Genomic DNA, 17,609 nt, shown 5'->3' with positions numbered 1-17,609 from the left:
CGGTCTCTTCGTCAAGGAAAACACCTAGCCTATGCAGCGGGCTCCACCGTGGGGCTTTAGATAATTGAACGCTGCGCCGCGCAAAAAAAGCCCGCCGTGTGTGCGGGCGAAACCAACGAAGCGCTTGGGGAGTGAAGCGAGGCGGCGACTCAGCTACCGCGATAGGTGGAGTAGCTGTAGGGCGAAATCAGCAAGGGCACATGGTAGTGATCCTGTTCGGCACTGATGCCGAAGCGCAGCACCACCACATCCAGAAAGGCCGGCTCGGGCAACTGCACGCCCCGGGCGCGGTAGTAGTCACCGGCGCTGAACTGCAACTGATAAACGCCACTGCGGTAGTCATCCCCTTGCAGCAGCGGTGCGTCGCAGCGGCCGTCACTGTTGGTCACGGCGCTGGCGACCAGCGTCAGTTGCGCGCCGTCGACGCGGTACAGCTCAACCTGGATGGCGCTGCCTGGGCAGCCGTGGGCGGCGTCCAGTACGTGGGTGGTCAGTCGTCCCATGGGTCGGGGCTCCCTTGCATAAAGTGAGATGGGCCGCACCTTTACGGGGCATGAAAAAGTCGGCGAGGGGCTGATTAAGACACTTTCAACAAAAATTGTACACAATAAATTCCACAGCCCTGTTGACCACTGCCGCCACCGATCCTATAGGAGCGAGCTTGCTCGCGAAAATCGCCAACGATGACGCGTGCAGCCTGAATGAATGCGGTGTTCTTGAGTCCTTCGCGAGCAAGCTCGCTTCTACAAAGAACCGGCGAGGATTTATTTTAATTTAGCTGACCAGTCAGGCAGGTTTCTTGCTAGGGGTTAAGCACCCACCGTTCAGAAAAAATGCAGAAATTCGGGCTTACAATGTTGCCAATAAGTTGTATACAATCAGCCCATCGCTGTGACGCCACCCAGTCTTTCCGCTGGCCGCCACACACTTGCTACCACGCACAAGAAGGAAGACTGCAGTGAGCGCTGACTACCCACGCGACCTGATCGGTTACGGCAGTAACCCTCCTCACCCCCACTGGCCTGGCAATGCGCGCATCGCCTTGTCGTTCGTCCTCAACTACGAAGAAGGCGGCGAACGCAACATCCTGCATGGCGACAAAGAGTCCGAAGCCTTTCTCTCGGAAATGGTCTCCGCCCAGCCGTTGCAGGGCGAGCGCAACATGAGCATGGAATCGCTGTATGAATACGGCAGCCGTGCCGGCGTGTGGCGCATCCTCAAGCTGTTCAAACAATTCGATATCCCGCTGACCATCTTCGCCGTGGCCATGGCCGCCCAGCGCCACCCGGATGTGATCCGCGCCATGGTTGCCGCCGGCCACGAGATCTGCAGCCACGGCTACCGCTGGATCGACTACCAGTACATGGACGAGGCCCAGGAGCGCGAGCACATGCTCGAAGCCATCCGCATCCTCACCGAACTCACCGGCGAACGCCCGCTGGGCTGGTACACCGGGCGCACCGGCCCCAACACCCGGCGGCTGGTGATGGAGGAAGGCGGTTTCCTGTATGACTGCGACACCTATGACGACGACCTGCCCTACTGGGAACCCAACAACCCCACCGGCAAGCCGCACCTGGTGATCCCCTACACCCTGGACACCAACGACATGCGCTTCACCCAAGTGCAGGGTTTCAACAAGGGCGACGACTTTTTCGAGTACCTCAAGGACGCGTTCGACGTGCTGTATGCCGAAGGCGCCGACGCGCCGAAGATGCTGTCCATCGGCCTGCATTGCCGCCTGATCGGCCGCCCGGCGCGCCTGGCCGCGTTGAAGCGTTTTCTCGAATACGCCAAGGGCCATGAACACGTGTGGTTCACCCGTCGCGTCGACATTGCACGCCACTGGCACGCCACCCATCCGTACCCGGAGGCCGCCAAGTGACCGCGTTCCAGACCTTGAAACCGTCGAGCCTGAGCCGCGATGAGTTCGTCAACGCCTTCGCCGACATCTACGAACATTCGCCATGGGTCGCCGAAAAGGCCTACGACCTGGGCCAGGACGCATCGCTCGACCAGATCGAAACCCTGCACCAGCGCATGAGCGATATCCTGCTCCGCGCCGATCACGCCCGGCAACTGGCGCTGATCAACGCTCACCCGGACCTGGCCGGTAAAGCCGCCGTCCAGGGCCAACTCACCCAAGCCAGCACCGATGAGCAAGCTGGCGCGGGGATTCACCAATGCACGGCCGAAGAGTTCTCACGCTTCACCGAGCTGAACGCGGCCTACAAGGCCAAGTTCACGTTTCCCTTCATCATGGCGGTAAAAGGCAGCAACCGGCATCAGATCCTCGCAGCGTTCGAGACACGCCTCCACAACGCGGCGGACACCGAGTTCCACTGCGCGCTGGCCGAGATCAACAAGATCGCGCTGTTCCGCTTACTGACCCTCTAAACGACCATCCCCAGCCACTTTATCCAAGGCAGACAAGAAGAATGAAAGCTCACGCCGTACCTTTCGAGAAGTTCGTCAACCTCGCCGACGCCCGCCTCGGCACCAAAATCATCTCGGTGACCGATGACTGGTTCGCCGACGCCAATCGCCTGTTCCAGCCGACCCCGGCCGTGTGGAAGGAGGGCGTTTTCGATGACAACGGCAAGTGGATGGACGGCTGGGAGTCGCGCCGCAAACGCTTCGAAGGCTACGACAGCGCAGTGATCCGCCTGGGCGTGCCGGGCTCGATCAAGGGCGTGGACATCGACACGTCATTCTTCACCGGCAACTACCCGCCGTCGGCGTCCCTGGAAGCCTGCTTCCTGGCCTCGGGCGAGCCGGATGACACCACCCAGTGGGTGGAAGTGCTGTCGGCCGTCGAGCTGCAGGGCAACAGCCACCACTACCACGAGATCAACAACGACCAGGCATTCAGTCACCTGCGCTTCAACATCTACCCGGATGGCGGCGTGGCCCGCTTGCGCGTGTATGGCGTGCCGTTCCGCGACTGGTCTGCGGTGGGCGACAACGAACAGATCGACCTGGCTGCCGCCTTGAACGGCGGCCGCGCCCTGGCCTGCTCCGACGAACACTTCGGCCGCATGAGCAACATCCTCAACCCTGGCCGTGGCATCAACATGGGCGATGGCTGGGAAACCGCACGTCGCCGGACGCCGGGCAATGACTGGGTGATCGTCGCGCTGGGGCATGCGGGCGAGATCGAGAAAGTCATCGTCGACACCCTGCACTTCAAGGGCAACTACCCGGACACCTGCTCGATCCAGGGCGCCTTCGTCAAAGGCGGCACCGACAGCCAGATCGAAACCCAATCGCTGTTCTGGCGCGAACTGCTGCCGGCGCAGAAGCTGGAAATGCACGCCGAACACACCTTTGCCGAACAGATCAAGGCGCTGGGGCCGATCACCCACATCCGCCTGAACGTATTCCCCGACGGCGGTGTGAGCCGCCTGCGGGTCCTGGGCAAAGTCGCCAAGTAAGCGGTGAACCCCATCGCGGGCAAGCCCGCTCCCACATTTGGAATGCATTCCCCTGGGGGAGCGGGCTTGCCCGCGATAGCGATAGATCCAACAACACTGAATCCGGATAAGAAGCCAGCCATGCGCACACTGATGATCGAACCCCTGACCAAAGAAGCCTTCGCCCCCTTCGGTGACGTGATCGAAACCGACGGCAGCGATCACTTCATGATCAACAACGGATCGACCATGCGCTTTCACAAGCTGGCAACGGTGGAAACCGCCCTGCTGCAAGACCACGCGATCATCAGCATCTTCCGCGCCGACGCGCTGGAAATGCCACTGACCGTGTGCATGCTGGAACGACACCCGCTGGGCAGCCAGGCCTTCATTCCGCTGCTCGGCAACCCCTTTCTGATCGTGGTCGCGCCACTTGGCGATGCACCTGTATCAGGCTTGGTCCGCGCCTTCGTCACCAACGGCAGGCAGGGCATTAATTACCATCGCGGCGTCTGGCACCACCCGGTGCTGACGATCGAAAAGCGGGATGACTTCCTGGTGGTTGATCGCAGTGGCACAGGCAATAACTGCGATGAGCATTTTTTCAAAGAGGATGAGCGGTTGATCCTCGCCCCCCACCAATAAGAGAAGGCCGGATCACCCGACAACAAGGGTGACAGGCGAGAGGTAAAGACTGTGGAAGCACATCTGTTGGAATGGCTGAACCTCAGCGTGCGCTGGGTTCACATGATCACCGGCGTGGCCTGGATCGGCGCGTCGTTCTACTTCGTCTGGCTGGAAAACAACCTCAATCGCGTCAACCCCAAGAACGGCCTGGCCGGTGACTTGTGGGCGATCCACGGTGGCGGTATCTACCACCTGGAGAAATACAAACTGGCCCCGCCGACCATGCCGGACAACCTGCACTGGTTCAAATGGGAGGCCTATTTCACCTGGATGTCGGGCGTCGCGCTGCTGTGCGTGGTGTTCTACCTCAACCCGACGCTGTACCTGCTCGCACCCGGCAGCAGCCTGAGCGGCACCGAAGGCGTATTGCTGGGCCTCGGCTCGCTGTTCGCCGGCTGGTTCATCTACTCCTTGCTCTGCGACTCGGCCCTGGGCAAGCGCCCGGCCCTGCTCGGCCTGATCCTGTTCGTGCTATTGATTGCCGCCGCGTACGGCTTCAGCAAAGTGTTCAGCGGCCGCGGCGCGTACCTGCATGTGGGGGCGATAATCGGCACCATCATGGTGGGCAACGTGTTCCGCATCATCATGCCGGCGCAACGCGCGCTGGTGGCGGCCATCGCCGAGAACCGCACACCCGATCCGGCGCTGCCGGCCAAGGGCTTGTTGCGTTCGCGGCACAACAACTACTTCACCTTGCCGGTGCTGTTCATCATGATCAGCAACCACTTCCCGAGCACCTACGGCAGCCCATACAACTGGCTGATCCTCGCGGGGATCGCCGTAGCGGCGGTGCTGGTGCGGCATTACTTCAATACCCGGCATAACAGCCAGAAGTATGCGTGGACCCTGCCGGTGGGCGCCTTGGCCATGATTTCCCTGGCGTATGTGACCGGGCCCAAACCGGTGGAGCCCGTCGCCAAGGCTCCGGCGGCCATCGAGTACCAGCCGTTGCCGGAGACCGCGCAGGGGGGAGGATTGAAACCCGCAGCGCCCGCAACGCCGCCAGCGCAACCTGCAGCGGCACCCGCCCAGGCAACCATCGATTTTGAAAAAGTGCATGGGGTGATCCAGGAGCGCTGTGCCGTGTGCCATTCGGCCAAGCCCACCAGCCCGTTGTTCAGCACCGCACCGGCCGGGGTGATGTTCGATACACCGGCGCAGATCCAGCAGCAGGCCGCGCGGATTCAGGCCCAGGCCGTGGCCAGCCAGATCATGCCGCTGGGCAACATCACCCAAATGACCCAGCAGGAACGCGATTTGATTGGCACCTGGATCAACCAGGGCGCGCGCACCAATTAGATCGCCCGGGGCCGGCCACCTGCCGTGCCCCATTCTTGCCCTACGCGCTCTCTAACAGCGCACTTGAGCCAAGGCGTTGGAGCCAGTATTCTCCGCGCCCGCTCGAATCGACTCAAAAAAAACAGCCCATGTAAAAACTGACTGTAAGGCCAACTTATCCCAGCCCTACAGCGGCCTCCGACGTGCGCAAAAGTCCTCCGAATTCGGCTGCATCCCCGGCAGCCGACGGGAATTTTTTGGCTTTTTAAACACCTTGGCGCAGCTCTTGCTAAAAGCATTAAAGCTGACCGAACAGACGATTTTTGCAGCACACCAAAAGGCGCCACACCAGAGCGTCGGCGTAGAAAAAAAACCATAAAACTTTAACTCGGGAGCAACCGAATGAAACCTATGTTCAAAGGCCTGATGCTGGCAGGAACCCTGCTGGCCGGTGGGCAGGCTGTGGCTGGAGACTTGTTGCAGTGGCAAAACAACAGCCTCACGTACTTGTGGGGCAAGAGCTTCACCGTCAACCCGCAGATCCAGCAAACCGTCACATTCGAACATGCCGACGCGTGGAAGTATGGCGACAACTTCTTCTTCTTCGACCGCATCTTCTATAACGGCAAGGAAGACGGCAACGCCGGTCCGGACACGTACTACGGCGAGTTCAGCCCACGGTTATCATTCGGCAAAATTCTGGACAAGGACCTGTCCTTCGGCCCGATCAAAGACGTATTGCTGGCCTTCACTTACGAGTTCGGCGAAGGCGATAACGAGTCCTACCTGGTGGGTCCGGGTTTTGATTTGAACATCCCTGGTTTCGATTACTTCCAGTTGAACTTCTACCAGCGCCAGACCGAAGGCAATCGTGCGGGTGACGGCGTATGGCAGATCACCCCGGTGTGGTCGTACACCCTGCCGGTGGGCAACTCCAATATCCTGATCGACGGCTACATGGACTGGGTGGTAGACAACGACAAGAACGCCCGTGGCACTTACCACGCCAACCTGCACTTCAACCCGCAAGTTAAATACGACTTGGGCAAGGCGCTGAACTGGGGCGAGAAACAACTGTATGTCGGTTTCGAATACGACTACTGGAAGAACAAATACGGGATCGAGGATTCCGGCGCGTTCAAGACCAACCAGGATACGGCGAGTTTCCTGGTCAAGTACCACTTCTGACGCGTCACCTGTAGTGCGATTACGCCAGGCCGAGGAAGCGGGTTATTTCCTCGCGCTTGGCCAACGCATCGCGCCGTCCCAATTCAATCAACTCGCTGCAATACCCCGCCTCGAACAACAAGTAACTCAACACCCCCGCCCCGCTCGTCTTGGTCGCCCCTGGCCCACGTAAAAACAAACGCAACGCCGCCGGCAATTCCTGCCGATGGCGCGCGGCGATTTCGTCGATCGGCTGGCTCGGTGCAATCACCAGCACGTCCACTGGTGCCAGGCCTCGGGCCGCGCTGTCGGCCGGCTGAAAATGGCTGAACTGGTTCAGGCGTTCCAGCAGCTCGATATCACTTTCCAGGCTGTCAATGAACGTACTGTTGAGCATATGCCCGCCGATCTGCGCCAAGGTCGGCTGCTGGCCGGTGTAGCTGCGTTGCGCCGTCGGCTCATTGCCGCGTGGGTTGCCGCTGACACCGACCACCAGCACGCGGGTGGCCCCCAGGTGCAAGGCCGGGCTGATGGGCGCCGATTGCCGCACGGCGCCGTCACCGAAATACTCCACGTCGAGTTTCACCGGGGCAAACAGCAAGGGGATCGCCGAACTGGCCAACAGGTGCTCAACCGTCAGTTGGGTGGGCACCCCGATGCGACGATGGCGCAACCAGGGGGCGATGGCGCCGCCGCCTTGATAGAACGTCACCGCCTGCCCGGATTCGTAACCGAAGGCGGTCACCGCCACCGCATGCAAATGCTGACGGCGGATCGCTTCGTCGATACCGTCCAGGTTCAAGCGTTCCTGCAACAACTCGCGCAACGGCGAGCTGTCGAGCAAGGCCACCGGGACGCGTGCGCCCAGGCCCAGCAGGCTGTGGAGACAGAAGCGGCTCGCCTGGTGAATCACCCCCGGCCAATCGCTGCGCAATACCAGATGGCTGCGAAAGCTCTGCCAGAAGGCGGTGAGACGTTCGATGGCGGCGGTGAAGTCCATGGCGCCGCTGGCCAGGGTCACCGCATTGATCGCCCCGGCCGAGGTGCCGACGATCACCGGGAACGGATTGGGCGCCCCCGGCGGCAACAGTTCCGCAATCGCCGCCAATACCCCCACCTGATACGCCGCTCGCGCCCCGCCGCCGGAAAGAATCAAACCTGTCACCGGTTCAGCTGGGCGCATTGCATCACTCCGTGTTGGGAAAGGTCAGTCTTATCGACGGCGTTTTTCGTACAGCTTGGGTTCACCCGGCGGCCGGCTCTTGAAGCGGCGGTGGGTCCACAGGTATTGCTCGGGGCATTCGCGCACCGAGGCTTCGACCCACCTGTTGATGCGCAGGCAATCAACTTCATCGCTCTCGCCGGGAAAGTCGGTCAACGGCGGATGGATCACCAGGCGGTAACCGCGGCCGTCGGCCAGGCGCTCCTGGGTGAACGGCACCACCAACGCCTTGCCCAAGCGCGCAAACTTGCTGGTGGCCGTCACGGTGGCGGCCTGGATGCCGAACAGCGGCACGAAGATACTTTGCTTGGCGCCGTAATCCTGGTCGGGTGCGTACCAGATGGCGCGGCCGGCGCGCAGCAGCTTGAGCATGCCGCGCACGTCTTCACGCTCCACGGCGAGGGAATCGAGGTTGTGGCGCTCGCGGCCACGGCGCTGGATATAGTCGAACAACGGGTTGCCGTGCTCGCGGTACATGCCATCAATGGTGTGCTTCTGCCCCAGCAGGGCGGCGCCGATTTCCAGGGTGGTGAAGTGCAGGGCCATGAGGATCACGCCCTTGCCATCCGATTCGGCCTGCTTGAGGTGTTCGAGGCCTTCGACATGGGCCAGGCGCGCCAGGCGCGGCTTGGGCCACCACCAACTCATGGCCATTTCAAAAAAGGCGATCCCGGTGGAGGCGAAGTTTTCCTTGAGCAAGCGCTGACGTTCCTGGGCGGATTTTTCCGGGAAGCACAACTCCAGGTTTCGCGCGGCGATGCGGCGACGTTCACCGGCCACACGGTACATGCCGGCACCGAGCAGACGACCAATGGTCAGCAGTGCACGGTACGGCAGTTGGGTCACCAGCCACAGGAGGCCGAGTCCCAGCCATAACAGCCAAAAACGCGGATGAAGAAATACAGCTCGAAAACGCGGGCGATCCATTACAGATTCCGGTAAAGACAAGGGCCGCGCATTCTACAACGGTTCGACTCGGCTTGCGGCCAGTGGATGTTCTCGTTATAAGTCTCGACACTTTTCGTGACAAGCCGCTTTTGCCGACCATGAGCCAAACCGAACCGCTAGACCAAGATCCCGTGTTCCAGCTAAAAGGCAGCATGCTCGCCATCACCGTGCTGGAACTGGCCCGCAACGACCTCGACGCCCTGGACCGCCAGCTCGCCGCCAAGGTCGCCCTCGCGCCGAACTTCTTCAATAATGCCCCGCTGGTGCTGGCCCTGGACAAACTGCCGGCCGGCCAGGGCGCCGTCGACCTGCCCGCGCTGATGCGCGTGTGCCGCTCCCATGGCCTGCGCACCCTGGCGATTCGCGCCAGCCGTATCGAAGACATTGCCGCCGCCATCGCCATTGAACTGCCAGTATTGCCGCCGTCGGGCGCGCGCGAGCGTCCCCTTGATCCTTTGGTCGGAGAAGTGAAGAAAAAACCGGAAAAACCGCCGGAGCCGACGATCAAGCCTACAAAGATCATCACCACGCCCGTACGCGGTGGACAGCAGATTTACGCCCAGGGCGGCGACCTGGTTGTAGTCTCCTCGGTCAGCCCCGGCGCGGAACTTCTCGCCGATGGCAACATCCATGTATACGGCCCGATGCGCGGGCGTGCACTCGCCGGCATCAAGGGTGATACCAAGGCGCGTATTTTTTGCCAGCAGTTGACCGCTGAACTCGTATCCATCGCAGGCCAGTACAAGGTTTCCGAAGATTTGCGCCGTGACCCGCTGTGGGGGGCCGGGGTGCAGGTCAGCCTGTCGGGCGATGTGTTGAACATCATCCGTCTTTAACGGATACTGCCGCATTTTCCAAGCATCTCTAAACTCTGATAGCACAGCGAAACCGGCAAGACTTGCGTAGGAATAATTGGAAGTTGGCGTTTCCCCCATGGAAACCACATCTTTTTCCTACGAAGGCTGTCCGCCTGCGGCGAGTTCCAAGAGATGTTTTTCAGGGACTGAAAGTCCTTTTTCCTTAGGGGTGAAACACCTTGGCCAAGATTCTCGTGGTTACATCCGGCAAGGGTGGTGTGGGTAAGACCACCACCAGCGCCGCTATCGGTACCGGCCTCGCTCTGCGCGGCCACAAAACAGTCATCGTCGACTTCGACGTCGGTTTGCGTAACCTCGACCTGATCATGGGCTGCGAACGCCGCGTGGTGTATGACTTCGTCAACGTGGTCAACGGCGAAGCCAACCTGCAACAGGCCCTGATCAAGGACAAGCGCCTTGAAAACCTGTACGTGCTGGCCGCCAGCCAGACCCGTGACAAAGACGCGCTGACCAAGGAAGGCGTAGGCAAAGTCCTCGCTGAACTGAAAGAAACCTTCGAATACGTGGTCTGCGACTCCCCGGCCGGTATCGAAACCGGTGCTCACCTGGCAATGTACTTCGCCGATGAAGCCATCGTGGTGACCAACCCGGAAGTGTCCTCGGTACGTGACTCGGACCGTATGCTCGGCCTGCTGGCCAGCAAGTCCCAGCGCGCCGAGAAAGGCGAAGAGCCGATCAAGGAACACCTGCTGCTCACCCGTTACAACCCTGAGCGCGTCAGCAACGGCGAAATGCTCGGCGTTGAAGACGTCAAGGAAATCCTCGCGGTGACCCTGCTGGGCGTGATCCCGGAATCCCAGGCCGTCCTGAAGGCATCCAACCAGGGCGTCCCGGTGATCCTCGACGACCAGAGCGACGCCGGCCAGGCGTACAGCGATGCGGTCGATCGCTTGCTGGGCAAGACCGTGGAACATCGCTTCCTCGATGTTAAGAAGAAGGGATTCTTCGAGCGTATCTTTGGAGGCAACTAAACAATGAAATTTCTCGACTTCTTTCGCGCCAACAAAAAGCCAAGTACCGCGTCGGTAGCGAAAGAGCGTCTACAGATCATCGTGGCGCACGAACGCGGCCAACGCAGCACCCCGGACTACCTGCCAGCCTTGCAGAAGGAACTGGTCGAAGTGATCCGCAAGTACGTCAATATCGGCAACGATGACGTGCATGTCGCTCTGGAAAACGACGGCAGTTGCTCGATTCTGGAACTCAATATCACCCTGCCTGATCGTTGATCGACCAGGCGGCTGCCACGGCGGCTCGTTCACCTTGATCCCTTAACGGGAGCCGGGTGGGCGAGCCGCCGTTGGCGTTTGTTACGAGGCTGTTTAATGCCGTTGTCCAACATCCATATCCTTCATCAGGACGACGCTGTCCTGGTAGTGAACAAGCCGACTTTGCTGCTTTCGGTGCCTGGCCGCGCCGACGACAACAAGGACTGCCTGATCACACGCCTGCAGGAAAACGGCTACCCCGAAGCCCGCATCGTCCATCGCCTGGACTGGGAAACCTCGGGAATCATCCTGCTGGCCCGCGATGCCGATACCCATCGCGAACTGTCCCGCCAGTTTCATGACCGTGAAACCGAAAAGGCCTACACCGCCCTGGCCTGGGGTCAACCGGAACTGGACAGCGGCAGCATCGACCTGCCCCTGCGCTACGACCCGCCGACCAAGCCGCGCCACGTGGTGGACCACGAATTCGGCAAGCATGCGCTGACCTTCTGGAAGGTGCTGGAACGTTGCGGCGACTGGTGCCGCGTCGAGCTGACGCCGATCACCGGGCGCTCGCACCAGTTGCGTGTCCACATGCTTTCCATCGGCCATCCGCTGCTGGGCGACGGCCTGTACGCCCATGAACAAGCCCTGGCCGCCTGGCCGCGCCTGTGCCTGCACGCGAGCATGCTGAGCTTCACCCACCCGCAAAGCGGCGAGCGGCTGCGCTTCGAGTGCCCGGCGCCCTTCTAAAGCTGGCAATACCATCAACATATGGGAGGCGGCTTGCTCCCGATGGCGGAGGCTCAGTCACTGTATTTTTTGACTGAACCACTGTAATCGGGAGCAAACCCCCTCCCACATTTGTTCTGTGCACTTCTTGCCATCGAACGGTAAACTCCGCGCACTGCTGTCTGGAGCTATTTATGCGCGAAGCGTTGAATCAAGGCCTGATCGACTTCCTCAAGGCCTCCCCTACTCCTTTTCATGCCACTGCCGCCCTGGCCCAGCGCCTCGAAGCAGCCGGTTTCCAGCGCCTTGACGAGCGCGAAACCTGGACCACCGAAGCCAACGGTCGCTACTACGTGACCCGCAACGACTCCTCGATCATCGCCTTCAAGCTCGGCCGTCACTCGCCGCTGCAAGGTGGTATTCGCCTGGTCGGCGCCCATACCGACAGCCCGTGCCTGCGGGTCAAGCCCCAGCCGGAGCTGCAGCGCCAGGGCTTCTGGCAATTGGGCGTGGAAGTCTACGGCGGTGCGCTGCTGGCGCCGTGGTTCGACCGCGACCTGTCCCTGGCCGGCCGCGTCACGTTCCGCCGCGACGGCAAGGTCGAAAGCCAACTGATCGACTTCAAGCTGCCCATCGCCATCATCCCCAACCTGGCCATTCACCTGAACCGTGAAGCCAACCAGGGCTGGGCAATCAACGCGCAGACCGAACTGCCGCCGATCCTCGCGCAATTTGCCGGTGACGAGCGCGTGGACTTCCGCGCCGTGCTCACCGAGCAACTGGCACGCGAGCATGGGCTGAACGCCGACGTGGTGCTCGACTACGAGCTGAGCTTCTACGACACCCAGGCCGCCGCCGTGATTGGCCTCAACGGCGACTTCATCGCCGGCGCACGCCTGGACAACCTGTTGTCGTGCTATGCCGGCCTGCAAGCCCTGCTCACCAGCGAAAGCGATGAAACCTGCGTGCTGGTGTGCAACGACCACGAAGAAGTCGGTTCCTGCTCGGCCTGCGGTGCCGACGGCCCGATGCTGGAACAGACCCTGCGGCGCCTGTTGCCCGAAGGTGATGAATTCGTACGCACGATTCAGAAATCCCTGTTGGTATCGGCCGACAACGCCCACGGCGTACACCCGAACTACGCCGAGAAGCACGACGCCAACCACGGTCCCAAGCTCAATGCGGGCCCGGTGATCAAGGTCAACAGCAACCAGCGCTATGCCACCAACAGCGAAACCGCCGGCTTCTTCCGCCACCTGTGCATGGCCCAGGAAGTGCCGGTGCAAAGCTTTGTGGTACGCAGCGACATGGGCTGTGGCTCGACCATCGGCCCGATCACCGCCAGCCACCTGGGTGTGCGCACCGTGGACATCGGCCTACCGACGTTCGCCATGCATTCCATTCGTGAACTGTGCGGCAGCCATGACCTCGCCCACCTGGTGAAGGTCCTGGGTGCGTTCTACGCGAGCCACGACCTGCCCTGATGCGGCATGGGGTTGATATGTTTGTGATGCATATCAACCCCATTTCCCAGCATCGGACCTAGACTTGCCCCTATTCATCACCTGACAAGGCTGTCCTCCCCATGATCTCCATGTCCTCTTTCCACGCCATGCTCATCCCCATTCTGATCGGGATGATCATGCTCGCCGTCGGCTTCAATTTTCGCGACAAGCCCCTTGGCGTATTCGGCATGTGGGTCGGCATGCTGCTGATCCTGGGCACTGTGGTGTTCAAGATCCTCGCCAAACTGGCGGAATGACAAATGCACTCGCATCTGGCATAGCAGCCTCGTACACTCGGTCGACCTGTCGTTTTCAAGGTTGACCGCTGAGTGCTTTCCCGTCTTTTCGCCCTGCCCTGCTGCTTCCTGATCGCTCTGCTCACGCTGCTGCCGTTCACCTCTGCCCAGGCCGTGGGCCTGACGGGCCTGCTGGGCACGGCCAACAAAACCCAACCCCAGGCAGACGTCCCCCTCGGCCAGTCCCTGGACGAGGTGATCAAGACCCTGGAAAACGACCAGCAGCGCACTCAACTGCTGAGCGACCTGAAAAAACTGCGCGCCGCCACACAAAAGGCTCAACCAGTCGCCGAACAAGGCGTGCTCGGCCTGATCGGCACTACGCTGTCGGACCTGGAGCAGCAGTTTTCCGGCGCCAACAGCCCGCTGGGACGCTGGTCCGACGAAGTCGATCTGGCCAAGGATGAGCTCAGTGCATTGATGATGCCGGCCAGTGAATGGCTGCCGATCATCTTCGGCTTTGCCTTGATCCTGGCGGTGTGGAGCCTGCTGGCCGCCGCGTTGATCTGGCTCAGCCACCGTCTGCGCGAGCGCTTCGGTCTGCCGGATGAGCTGCCGCAACACCCACGCACCTGGGACATGCTGCGCTTCGCCCTGCGCAAACTGGGGCCGTGGCTGATCGCGCTGGTGATCACGGTGTACCTGAGCTACGTACTGCCCTCGTCCCTGGGCAAGTCACTGGCGATGGTGCTGGCTTACGCACTGGTGGTCGGTACCTGTTTCTCGGCGATCTGCGTGATCGCATTCTCCGTGCTGGACGGGCCCCATCGCCGTCACGCCTTGTATATCCTGCGGCGCCAGGCGTTCCGGCCCTTGTGGTGGATCGGCAGTTTTGCCGCCTTTGGCGAAGCCCTGAGCGACCCCAGGCTGGTCGCCGCGCTTGGCCAGCACCTGGCGCACACGGCGGCAACCGTGGCCAATGTCATGGCCGCGTTGTCCACCGGCGTGTTTATCCTGCGCTTTCGCCGCCCGATTGCGCACCTGATCCGCAACCAGCCGCTGTCTCGGCGCCTGACCCGCCGCGCCCTCAGCGATACGATCGAAATCATCGGCACCTTCTGGTACATCCCGGCCCTGCTGCTGGTGGGCATCTCCCTGTTCGCCACCTTTGTCTCCGCCGGCGACACCAGCACCGCCCTGCGTCAGTCACTGTTATGCACGGTGTTGCTGGTGTTGTGCATGGTGATCAACGGCCTGGTGCGCCGCCATGCCCTCAAACCGCAACGCGGGCACAAACGCCATGCGCTGTACTCCGAACGCTTGAAGAGTTTTGTCTACACCCTCGCCCACCTGGTGGTGTGGCTGGTGTTTATCGAGCTGGGGCTGCGGGTCTGGGGCTTGTCGTTGGTTCGCTTCACCGAAGGCGACGGCCATGAAATCAGCGTCAAGCTGTTCGGCCTGGCCGGGACCTTGCTGTTCGCCTGGCTGATCTGGATTCTCAGCGACACCGCGATCCACCACGCCCTCACCCGTTCGCGCAAAGGCCTGGCCAACGCGCGTGCGCAGACCATGATGCCGCTGATTCGCAACGTGCTGTTCGTGACCATCTTCATCATTGCGGCCATCGTCGCCCTGGCCAATATGGGCATGAACGTCACGCCACTGCTGGCCGGTGCCGGTGTCATCGGCCTGGCCATCGGTTTTGGCGCGCAGTCGCTGGTGGCAGACTTGATCACCGGCCTGTTCATCATCATCGAAGATTCCCTGGCCATCGATGACTACGTCGACGTCGGCGGCCACCTTGGCACCGTCGAGGGCCTGACCATCCGCACCGTGCGCCTGCGCGATATCGACGGCATCGTGCACACCATTCCGTTCAGTGAAATCAAGAGCATCAAGAACTACTCCCGGGAATTCGGCTACGCGATCTTCCGGGTGGCGATCCCCTACAACATGGAAATCGACGACGCGATCAAGCTGATGCGCGACGTTGGCCAGAAAATGCGCCATGACCCGCTGCAGCGTCGCAATATCTGGTCGCCGCTGGAGATCCAGGGCGTGGAGAGCTTCGAGTCCGGCAGCGCCATCCTGCGAGCGCGGTTCAAGACGGCGCCGATCAAACAATGGGAAGTGTCGCGGGCGTTCAACCTGTCGCTGAAACGGCATCTGGATGAAGCGGGACTGGACCTGGCGACGCCGCGCTTGAGTGTGCAGGTGGTGACGGGGGCTGCGGGCGGGTTGGAGAAAGAGAAGAACGGTTAAGGGGGCTGGGGCCAGCCGACTGTCTGTGGCGAGCCCGCTCGCCACAGCAGGCTCAGTGGGCACAGGGTCAGACGAGCGCAGCGCCGTCCATCTTCTGGCGCAGGCTCAGCGGGCGCATGTCAGTCCAGACTTCTTCGATGTAGGCCAGGCATTCTTTCTTCACACCGCTCTTGCCCACGGTGCGCCAGCCGTCCGGCACGGCCTTGTAGTCGGGCCAGATGGAATACTGCTCTTCATGGTTGACCACTACCTGAAACAGGATGTCTTCACGGTCAAATACTGAGGTCATTGCTGTTCTCCGTTGTTCAAGGGCGTGCTGCGCACCACGCGCAGCGCTGATATCTGTAGAAACGTAGCGGGACGCTGAAAAATTAGAGGCTGGCGACTGCGGCAGCGAGGGCGCGACCGAAAATCTCGGCCACCTGGTCCAATTCGGCGGCAGTGATCACCAGCGGCGGCAGGAAGCGCACCACGCTGCCATGCCGACCGCCCAGTTCGAGGATCAGACCGCGCTTGAGGCATTCACGCTGCACCAGCGGCGCCAACTGGCGATGCACCGGTGGGTGGCCCTGGATGTCGGGCGTGCCGGCCGGGTCCACCAATTCCACCCCGAGCATCAGCCCGCGACCGCGAATATCGCCCAGGTGCGGGAAGTCGCGCTGCAGCAGGCGCAGGTGTTCACCCAGGCGCTCGCCCATGGCCGCCGCGTGGCCGGCCAGGTCGTGCTGCTTGAGATAGCGCATCACCGCCGACCCCGCCGCCATCGCCATCTGATTGCCACGGAAGGTCCCGGCATGGGCGCCCGGCAACCAGGTGTCGAGCCAGTTGCGATACACCACCACGGCCAACGGCAGGCTACCGCCGATGGCCTTGGACATCACCACCACATCCGGGATGATCCCCGCGTGTTCGAAGGCGAACATCTTGCCGGTGCGGCCGAAGCCGCTCTGGATTTCATCGACGATCAACGCCACACCGGCCTGCTCGGTGATCCGCCGCAAGCCGCGCAGCCAGTCGAGGTCCGCCGGAATCACCCCGCCCTCGCCCTGCACCACTTCGACAATCACGGCGGCCGGCGGCAACACCCCGGCCTCCGGGTCGTTGAGCAGGTTTTCCAGGTAATGCAGATTGACCCGCACACCGTCCGCGCCGCCCAGGCCGAACGGGCAACGGTAGTCGTAAGGGAATGGCAGGAATTGCACACCATTGCCGAGCAACGCACCCAAGGGCTTTTTCGGCCCAAGGCTGCCCATCAGACTCAGCGCGCCCTGGCTCATGCCGTGATAACCGCCCTGGAACGACAGCACCGTGCTGCGTCCGGTGGCAGTGCGCACCAGTTTCAGCGCCGCTTCCACCGCATCGGTACCGGTGGGGCCGCAGAACTGGATTTTGGCCTCCCGCGCCAGCTCCACCGGCAACAGGCCGAACAGGTCCTGCACGAACTGATCCTTGACCGGCGTGGTCAGGTCCAGGGTATGCAGCGGCAGTTCATCACTGAGCACTTGCCGGATCGCCTCGATCACCACCGGGTGGTTATGCCCCAGCGCCAGGGTGCCGGCGCCGGCCAGACAGTCGATGAAACGGCGGCCCTCCACATCCTCCACATAGATCCCCTTGGCCCGCTTGAGCGCCAGGGGAATGCGTCGCGGGTAGCTGCGGGCGTTGGACTCCTGCTGGCGCTGACGGGCCAGCAGCGGGGTTTCGTCGAACTGGTAAAGCGTTTCCACAGGTGCCGGGCTGACATGCACCTGGGCGTCTTCGATACGGCTGGTAGCGACTGACATCTCTCGATCCCTCAATACGCTGATGATGGTGACCAAACTGCCGATCCGCTGGCATCTGGCCCAAGGGCATGCGCACGGATTTCCTGTTCTGGAAACGCATAAGCGTCGGGGGGATTTAGGACTGTCATCGTTTTTGTAGGAGCGGAGCTTGCCCGCGATGGGCGTCAATGAAAACGCGGGGAACCTGGGTTAACGCGCTGCTCTTGCGTTTTTCGCGAGCAAGCTCGCGCCTACAGTGGGTGTCGCGTCGTAGGCAGGCGGTACCGAAGCAATGGAGAATCAAACCCAA

General features: G+C 61.6%; 19 protein-coding genes. 14 read left to right on the top strand and 5 right to left on the bottom strand.

All coding sequences use genetic code 11. From position 1 onward, the window contains the following. Positions 1 to 149 precede the first annotated feature (149 nt). Positions 150 to 503: a hydroxyisourate hydrolase gene (gene uraH / locus ACLH0J_RS13395; protein WP_411392337.1), complete on the bottom strand. Its 354-nt coding sequence runs from the start codon at positions 501 to 503 to the stop codon at positions 150 to 152. A gap of 455 nt (positions 504 to 958) precedes the next feature. Between uraH and puuE the strand changes: the two genes are divergently transcribed. The 7 genes from puuE (at position 959) to ACLH0J_RS13360 (ending at position 6,566) form a co-directional block, all read left to right on the top strand. After that, entirely contained in the window at positions 959 to 1,885 is a 927-nt protein-coding gene (gene puuE / locus ACLH0J_RS13390) for an allantoinase PuuE (RefSeq protein ID WP_411392336.1), read from the top strand. Continuing rightward, a complete protein-coding gene (gene uraD, locus ACLH0J_RS13385) occupies positions 1,882 to 2,397 on the top strand; it encodes a 2-oxo-4-hydroxy-4-carboxy-5-ureidoimidazoline decarboxylase (protein ID WP_411392335.1) in 516 nt (171 codons plus the stop codon). Before puuE ends, uraD begins: the two co-directional genes overlap by 4 nt. 41 nt (positions 2,398 to 2,438) lie before the next feature. Then, complete coding sequence (gene alc / locus ACLH0J_RS13380; RefSeq protein ID WP_411392334.1) at positions 2,439 to 3,434, top strand: allantoicase; 996 nt, start codon at positions 2,439 to 2,441, stop codon at positions 3,432 to 3,434. 120 nt (positions 3,435 to 3,554) lie between these two features. Beyond that, entirely contained in the window at positions 3,555 to 4,058 is a 504-nt protein-coding gene (locus tag ACLH0J_RS13375) for an ureidoglycolate lyase (protein ID WP_411392333.1), read from the top strand. 51 nt (positions 4,059 to 4,109) lie between these two features. Continuing rightward, a complete protein-coding gene (locus ACLH0J_RS13370) occupies positions 4,110 to 5,399 on the top strand; it encodes a urate hydroxylase PuuD (RefSeq protein WP_411392332.1) in 1,290 nt (429 codons plus the stop codon). A 76-nt stretch (positions 5,400 to 5,475) separates the two neighbouring features. Then, entirely contained in the window at positions 5,476 to 5,757 is a 282-nt protein-coding gene (locus ACLH0J_RS13365) for a hypothetical protein (RefSeq protein ID WP_411392331.1), read from the top strand. Positions 5,758 to 5,780: 23 nt separating this feature from the next. Next, the gene (locus tag ACLH0J_RS13360) at positions 5,781 to 6,566 is read left to right on the top strand and encodes an outer membrane protein OmpK (protein ID WP_411392330.1); all 786 of its coding nucleotides are present in this window, start codon (positions 5,781 to 5,783) and stop codon (positions 6,564 to 6,566) included. A gap of 19 nt (positions 6,567 to 6,585) precedes the next feature. Here ACLH0J_RS13360 and ACLH0J_RS13355 read toward each other — a convergent pair whose 3' ends face one another. Then, the gene (locus ACLH0J_RS13355) at positions 6,586 to 7,728 is read right to left on the bottom strand and encodes a patatin-like phospholipase family protein (RefSeq protein WP_411392329.1); all 1,143 of its coding nucleotides are present in this window, start codon (positions 7,726 to 7,728) and stop codon (positions 6,586 to 6,588) included. Between the two features lie 30 nt (positions 7,729 to 7,758). Further along, on the bottom strand, positions 7,759 to 8,694 hold the full coding sequence (locus tag ACLH0J_RS13350) for a lipid A biosynthesis lauroyl acyltransferase (RefSeq protein ID WP_411392328.1): 936 nt from the start codon (positions 8,692 to 8,694) through the stop codon (positions 7,759 to 7,761). A 119-nt stretch (positions 8,695 to 8,813) separates the two neighbouring features. Between ACLH0J_RS13350 and minC the strand changes: the two genes are divergently transcribed. The 7 genes from minC to ACLH0J_RS13315 all read left to right on the top strand — a co-directional run bounded on the left by minC (position 8,814) and on the right by ACLH0J_RS13315 (position 15,536). After that, a complete protein-coding gene (gene minC / locus ACLH0J_RS13345; RefSeq protein WP_411392327.1) occupies positions 8,814 to 9,551 on the top strand; it encodes a septum site-determining protein MinC in 738 nt (245 codons plus the stop codon). 200 nt (positions 9,552 to 9,751) lie between these two features. Beyond that, positions 9,752 to 10,564 (top strand): septum site-determining protein MinD, encoded by an 813-nt coding sequence (minD, locus tag ACLH0J_RS13340; RefSeq protein WP_010566398.1) that lies wholly within the window; start codon positions 9,752 to 9,754, stop codon positions 10,562 to 10,564. 3 nt (positions 10,565 to 10,567) lie between these two features. Beyond that, on the top strand, positions 10,568 to 10,822 hold the full coding sequence (gene minE / locus ACLH0J_RS13335) for a cell division topological specificity factor MinE (RefSeq protein WP_003175252.1): 255 nt from the start codon (positions 10,568 to 10,570) through the stop codon (positions 10,820 to 10,822). A gap of 96 nt (positions 10,823 to 10,918) precedes the next feature. Further along, positions 10,919 to 11,554 carry an RluA family pseudouridine synthase gene (locus tag ACLH0J_RS13330; RefSeq protein WP_005789965.1) on the top strand — a complete coding sequence of 212 codons (636 nt, stop codon included), beginning with the start codon at positions 10,919 to 10,921 and terminating at the stop codon, positions 11,552 to 11,554. 173 nt (positions 11,555 to 11,727) lie between these two features. Continuing rightward, positions 11,728 to 13,017, top strand: a complete 1,290-nt coding sequence (locus tag ACLH0J_RS13325; RefSeq protein WP_411392326.1) for a M18 family aminopeptidase — start codon at positions 11,728 to 11,730, stop codon at positions 13,015 to 13,017. A 110-nt stretch (positions 13,018 to 13,127) separates the two neighbouring features. Further along, on the top strand, positions 13,128 to 13,295 hold the full coding sequence (locus ACLH0J_RS13320; RefSeq protein ID WP_162097538.1) for a hypothetical protein: 168 nt from the start codon (positions 13,128 to 13,130) through the stop codon (positions 13,293 to 13,295). A gap of 72 nt (positions 13,296 to 13,367) precedes the next feature. Continuing rightward, complete coding sequence (locus ACLH0J_RS13315) at positions 13,368 to 15,536, top strand: mechanosensitive ion channel family protein (protein ID WP_411392325.1); 2,169 nt, start codon at positions 13,368 to 13,370, stop codon at positions 15,534 to 15,536. Between the two features lie 67 nt (positions 15,537 to 15,603). On the opposite strand, the gene ACLH0J_RS13310 is transcribed toward ACLH0J_RS13315, so the two are convergent. Then, a complete protein-coding gene (locus ACLH0J_RS13310) occupies positions 15,604 to 15,825 on the bottom strand; it encodes an MbtH family protein (RefSeq protein WP_411392324.1) in 222 nt (73 codons plus the stop codon). Between the two features lie 82 nt (positions 15,826 to 15,907). Further along, positions 15,908 to 17,320: an aspartate aminotransferase family protein gene (locus tag ACLH0J_RS13305; RefSeq protein WP_411392323.1), complete on the bottom strand. Its 1,413-nt coding sequence runs from the start codon at positions 17,318 to 17,320 to the stop codon at positions 15,908 to 15,910. Positions 17,321 to 17,609: the final 289 nt, after the last annotated feature.

It is taken from the genome of Pseudomonas sp. MPB23 (assembly GCF_046605395.1).
Taxonomy (GTDB): domain Bacteria; phylum Pseudomonadota; class Gammaproteobacteria; order Pseudomonadales; family Pseudomonadaceae; genus Aquipseudomonas.
The sequence above is the reverse complement of the archived record's forward strand: the minus strand, read 5'-3'. Positions and strand labels throughout refer to the sequence as shown.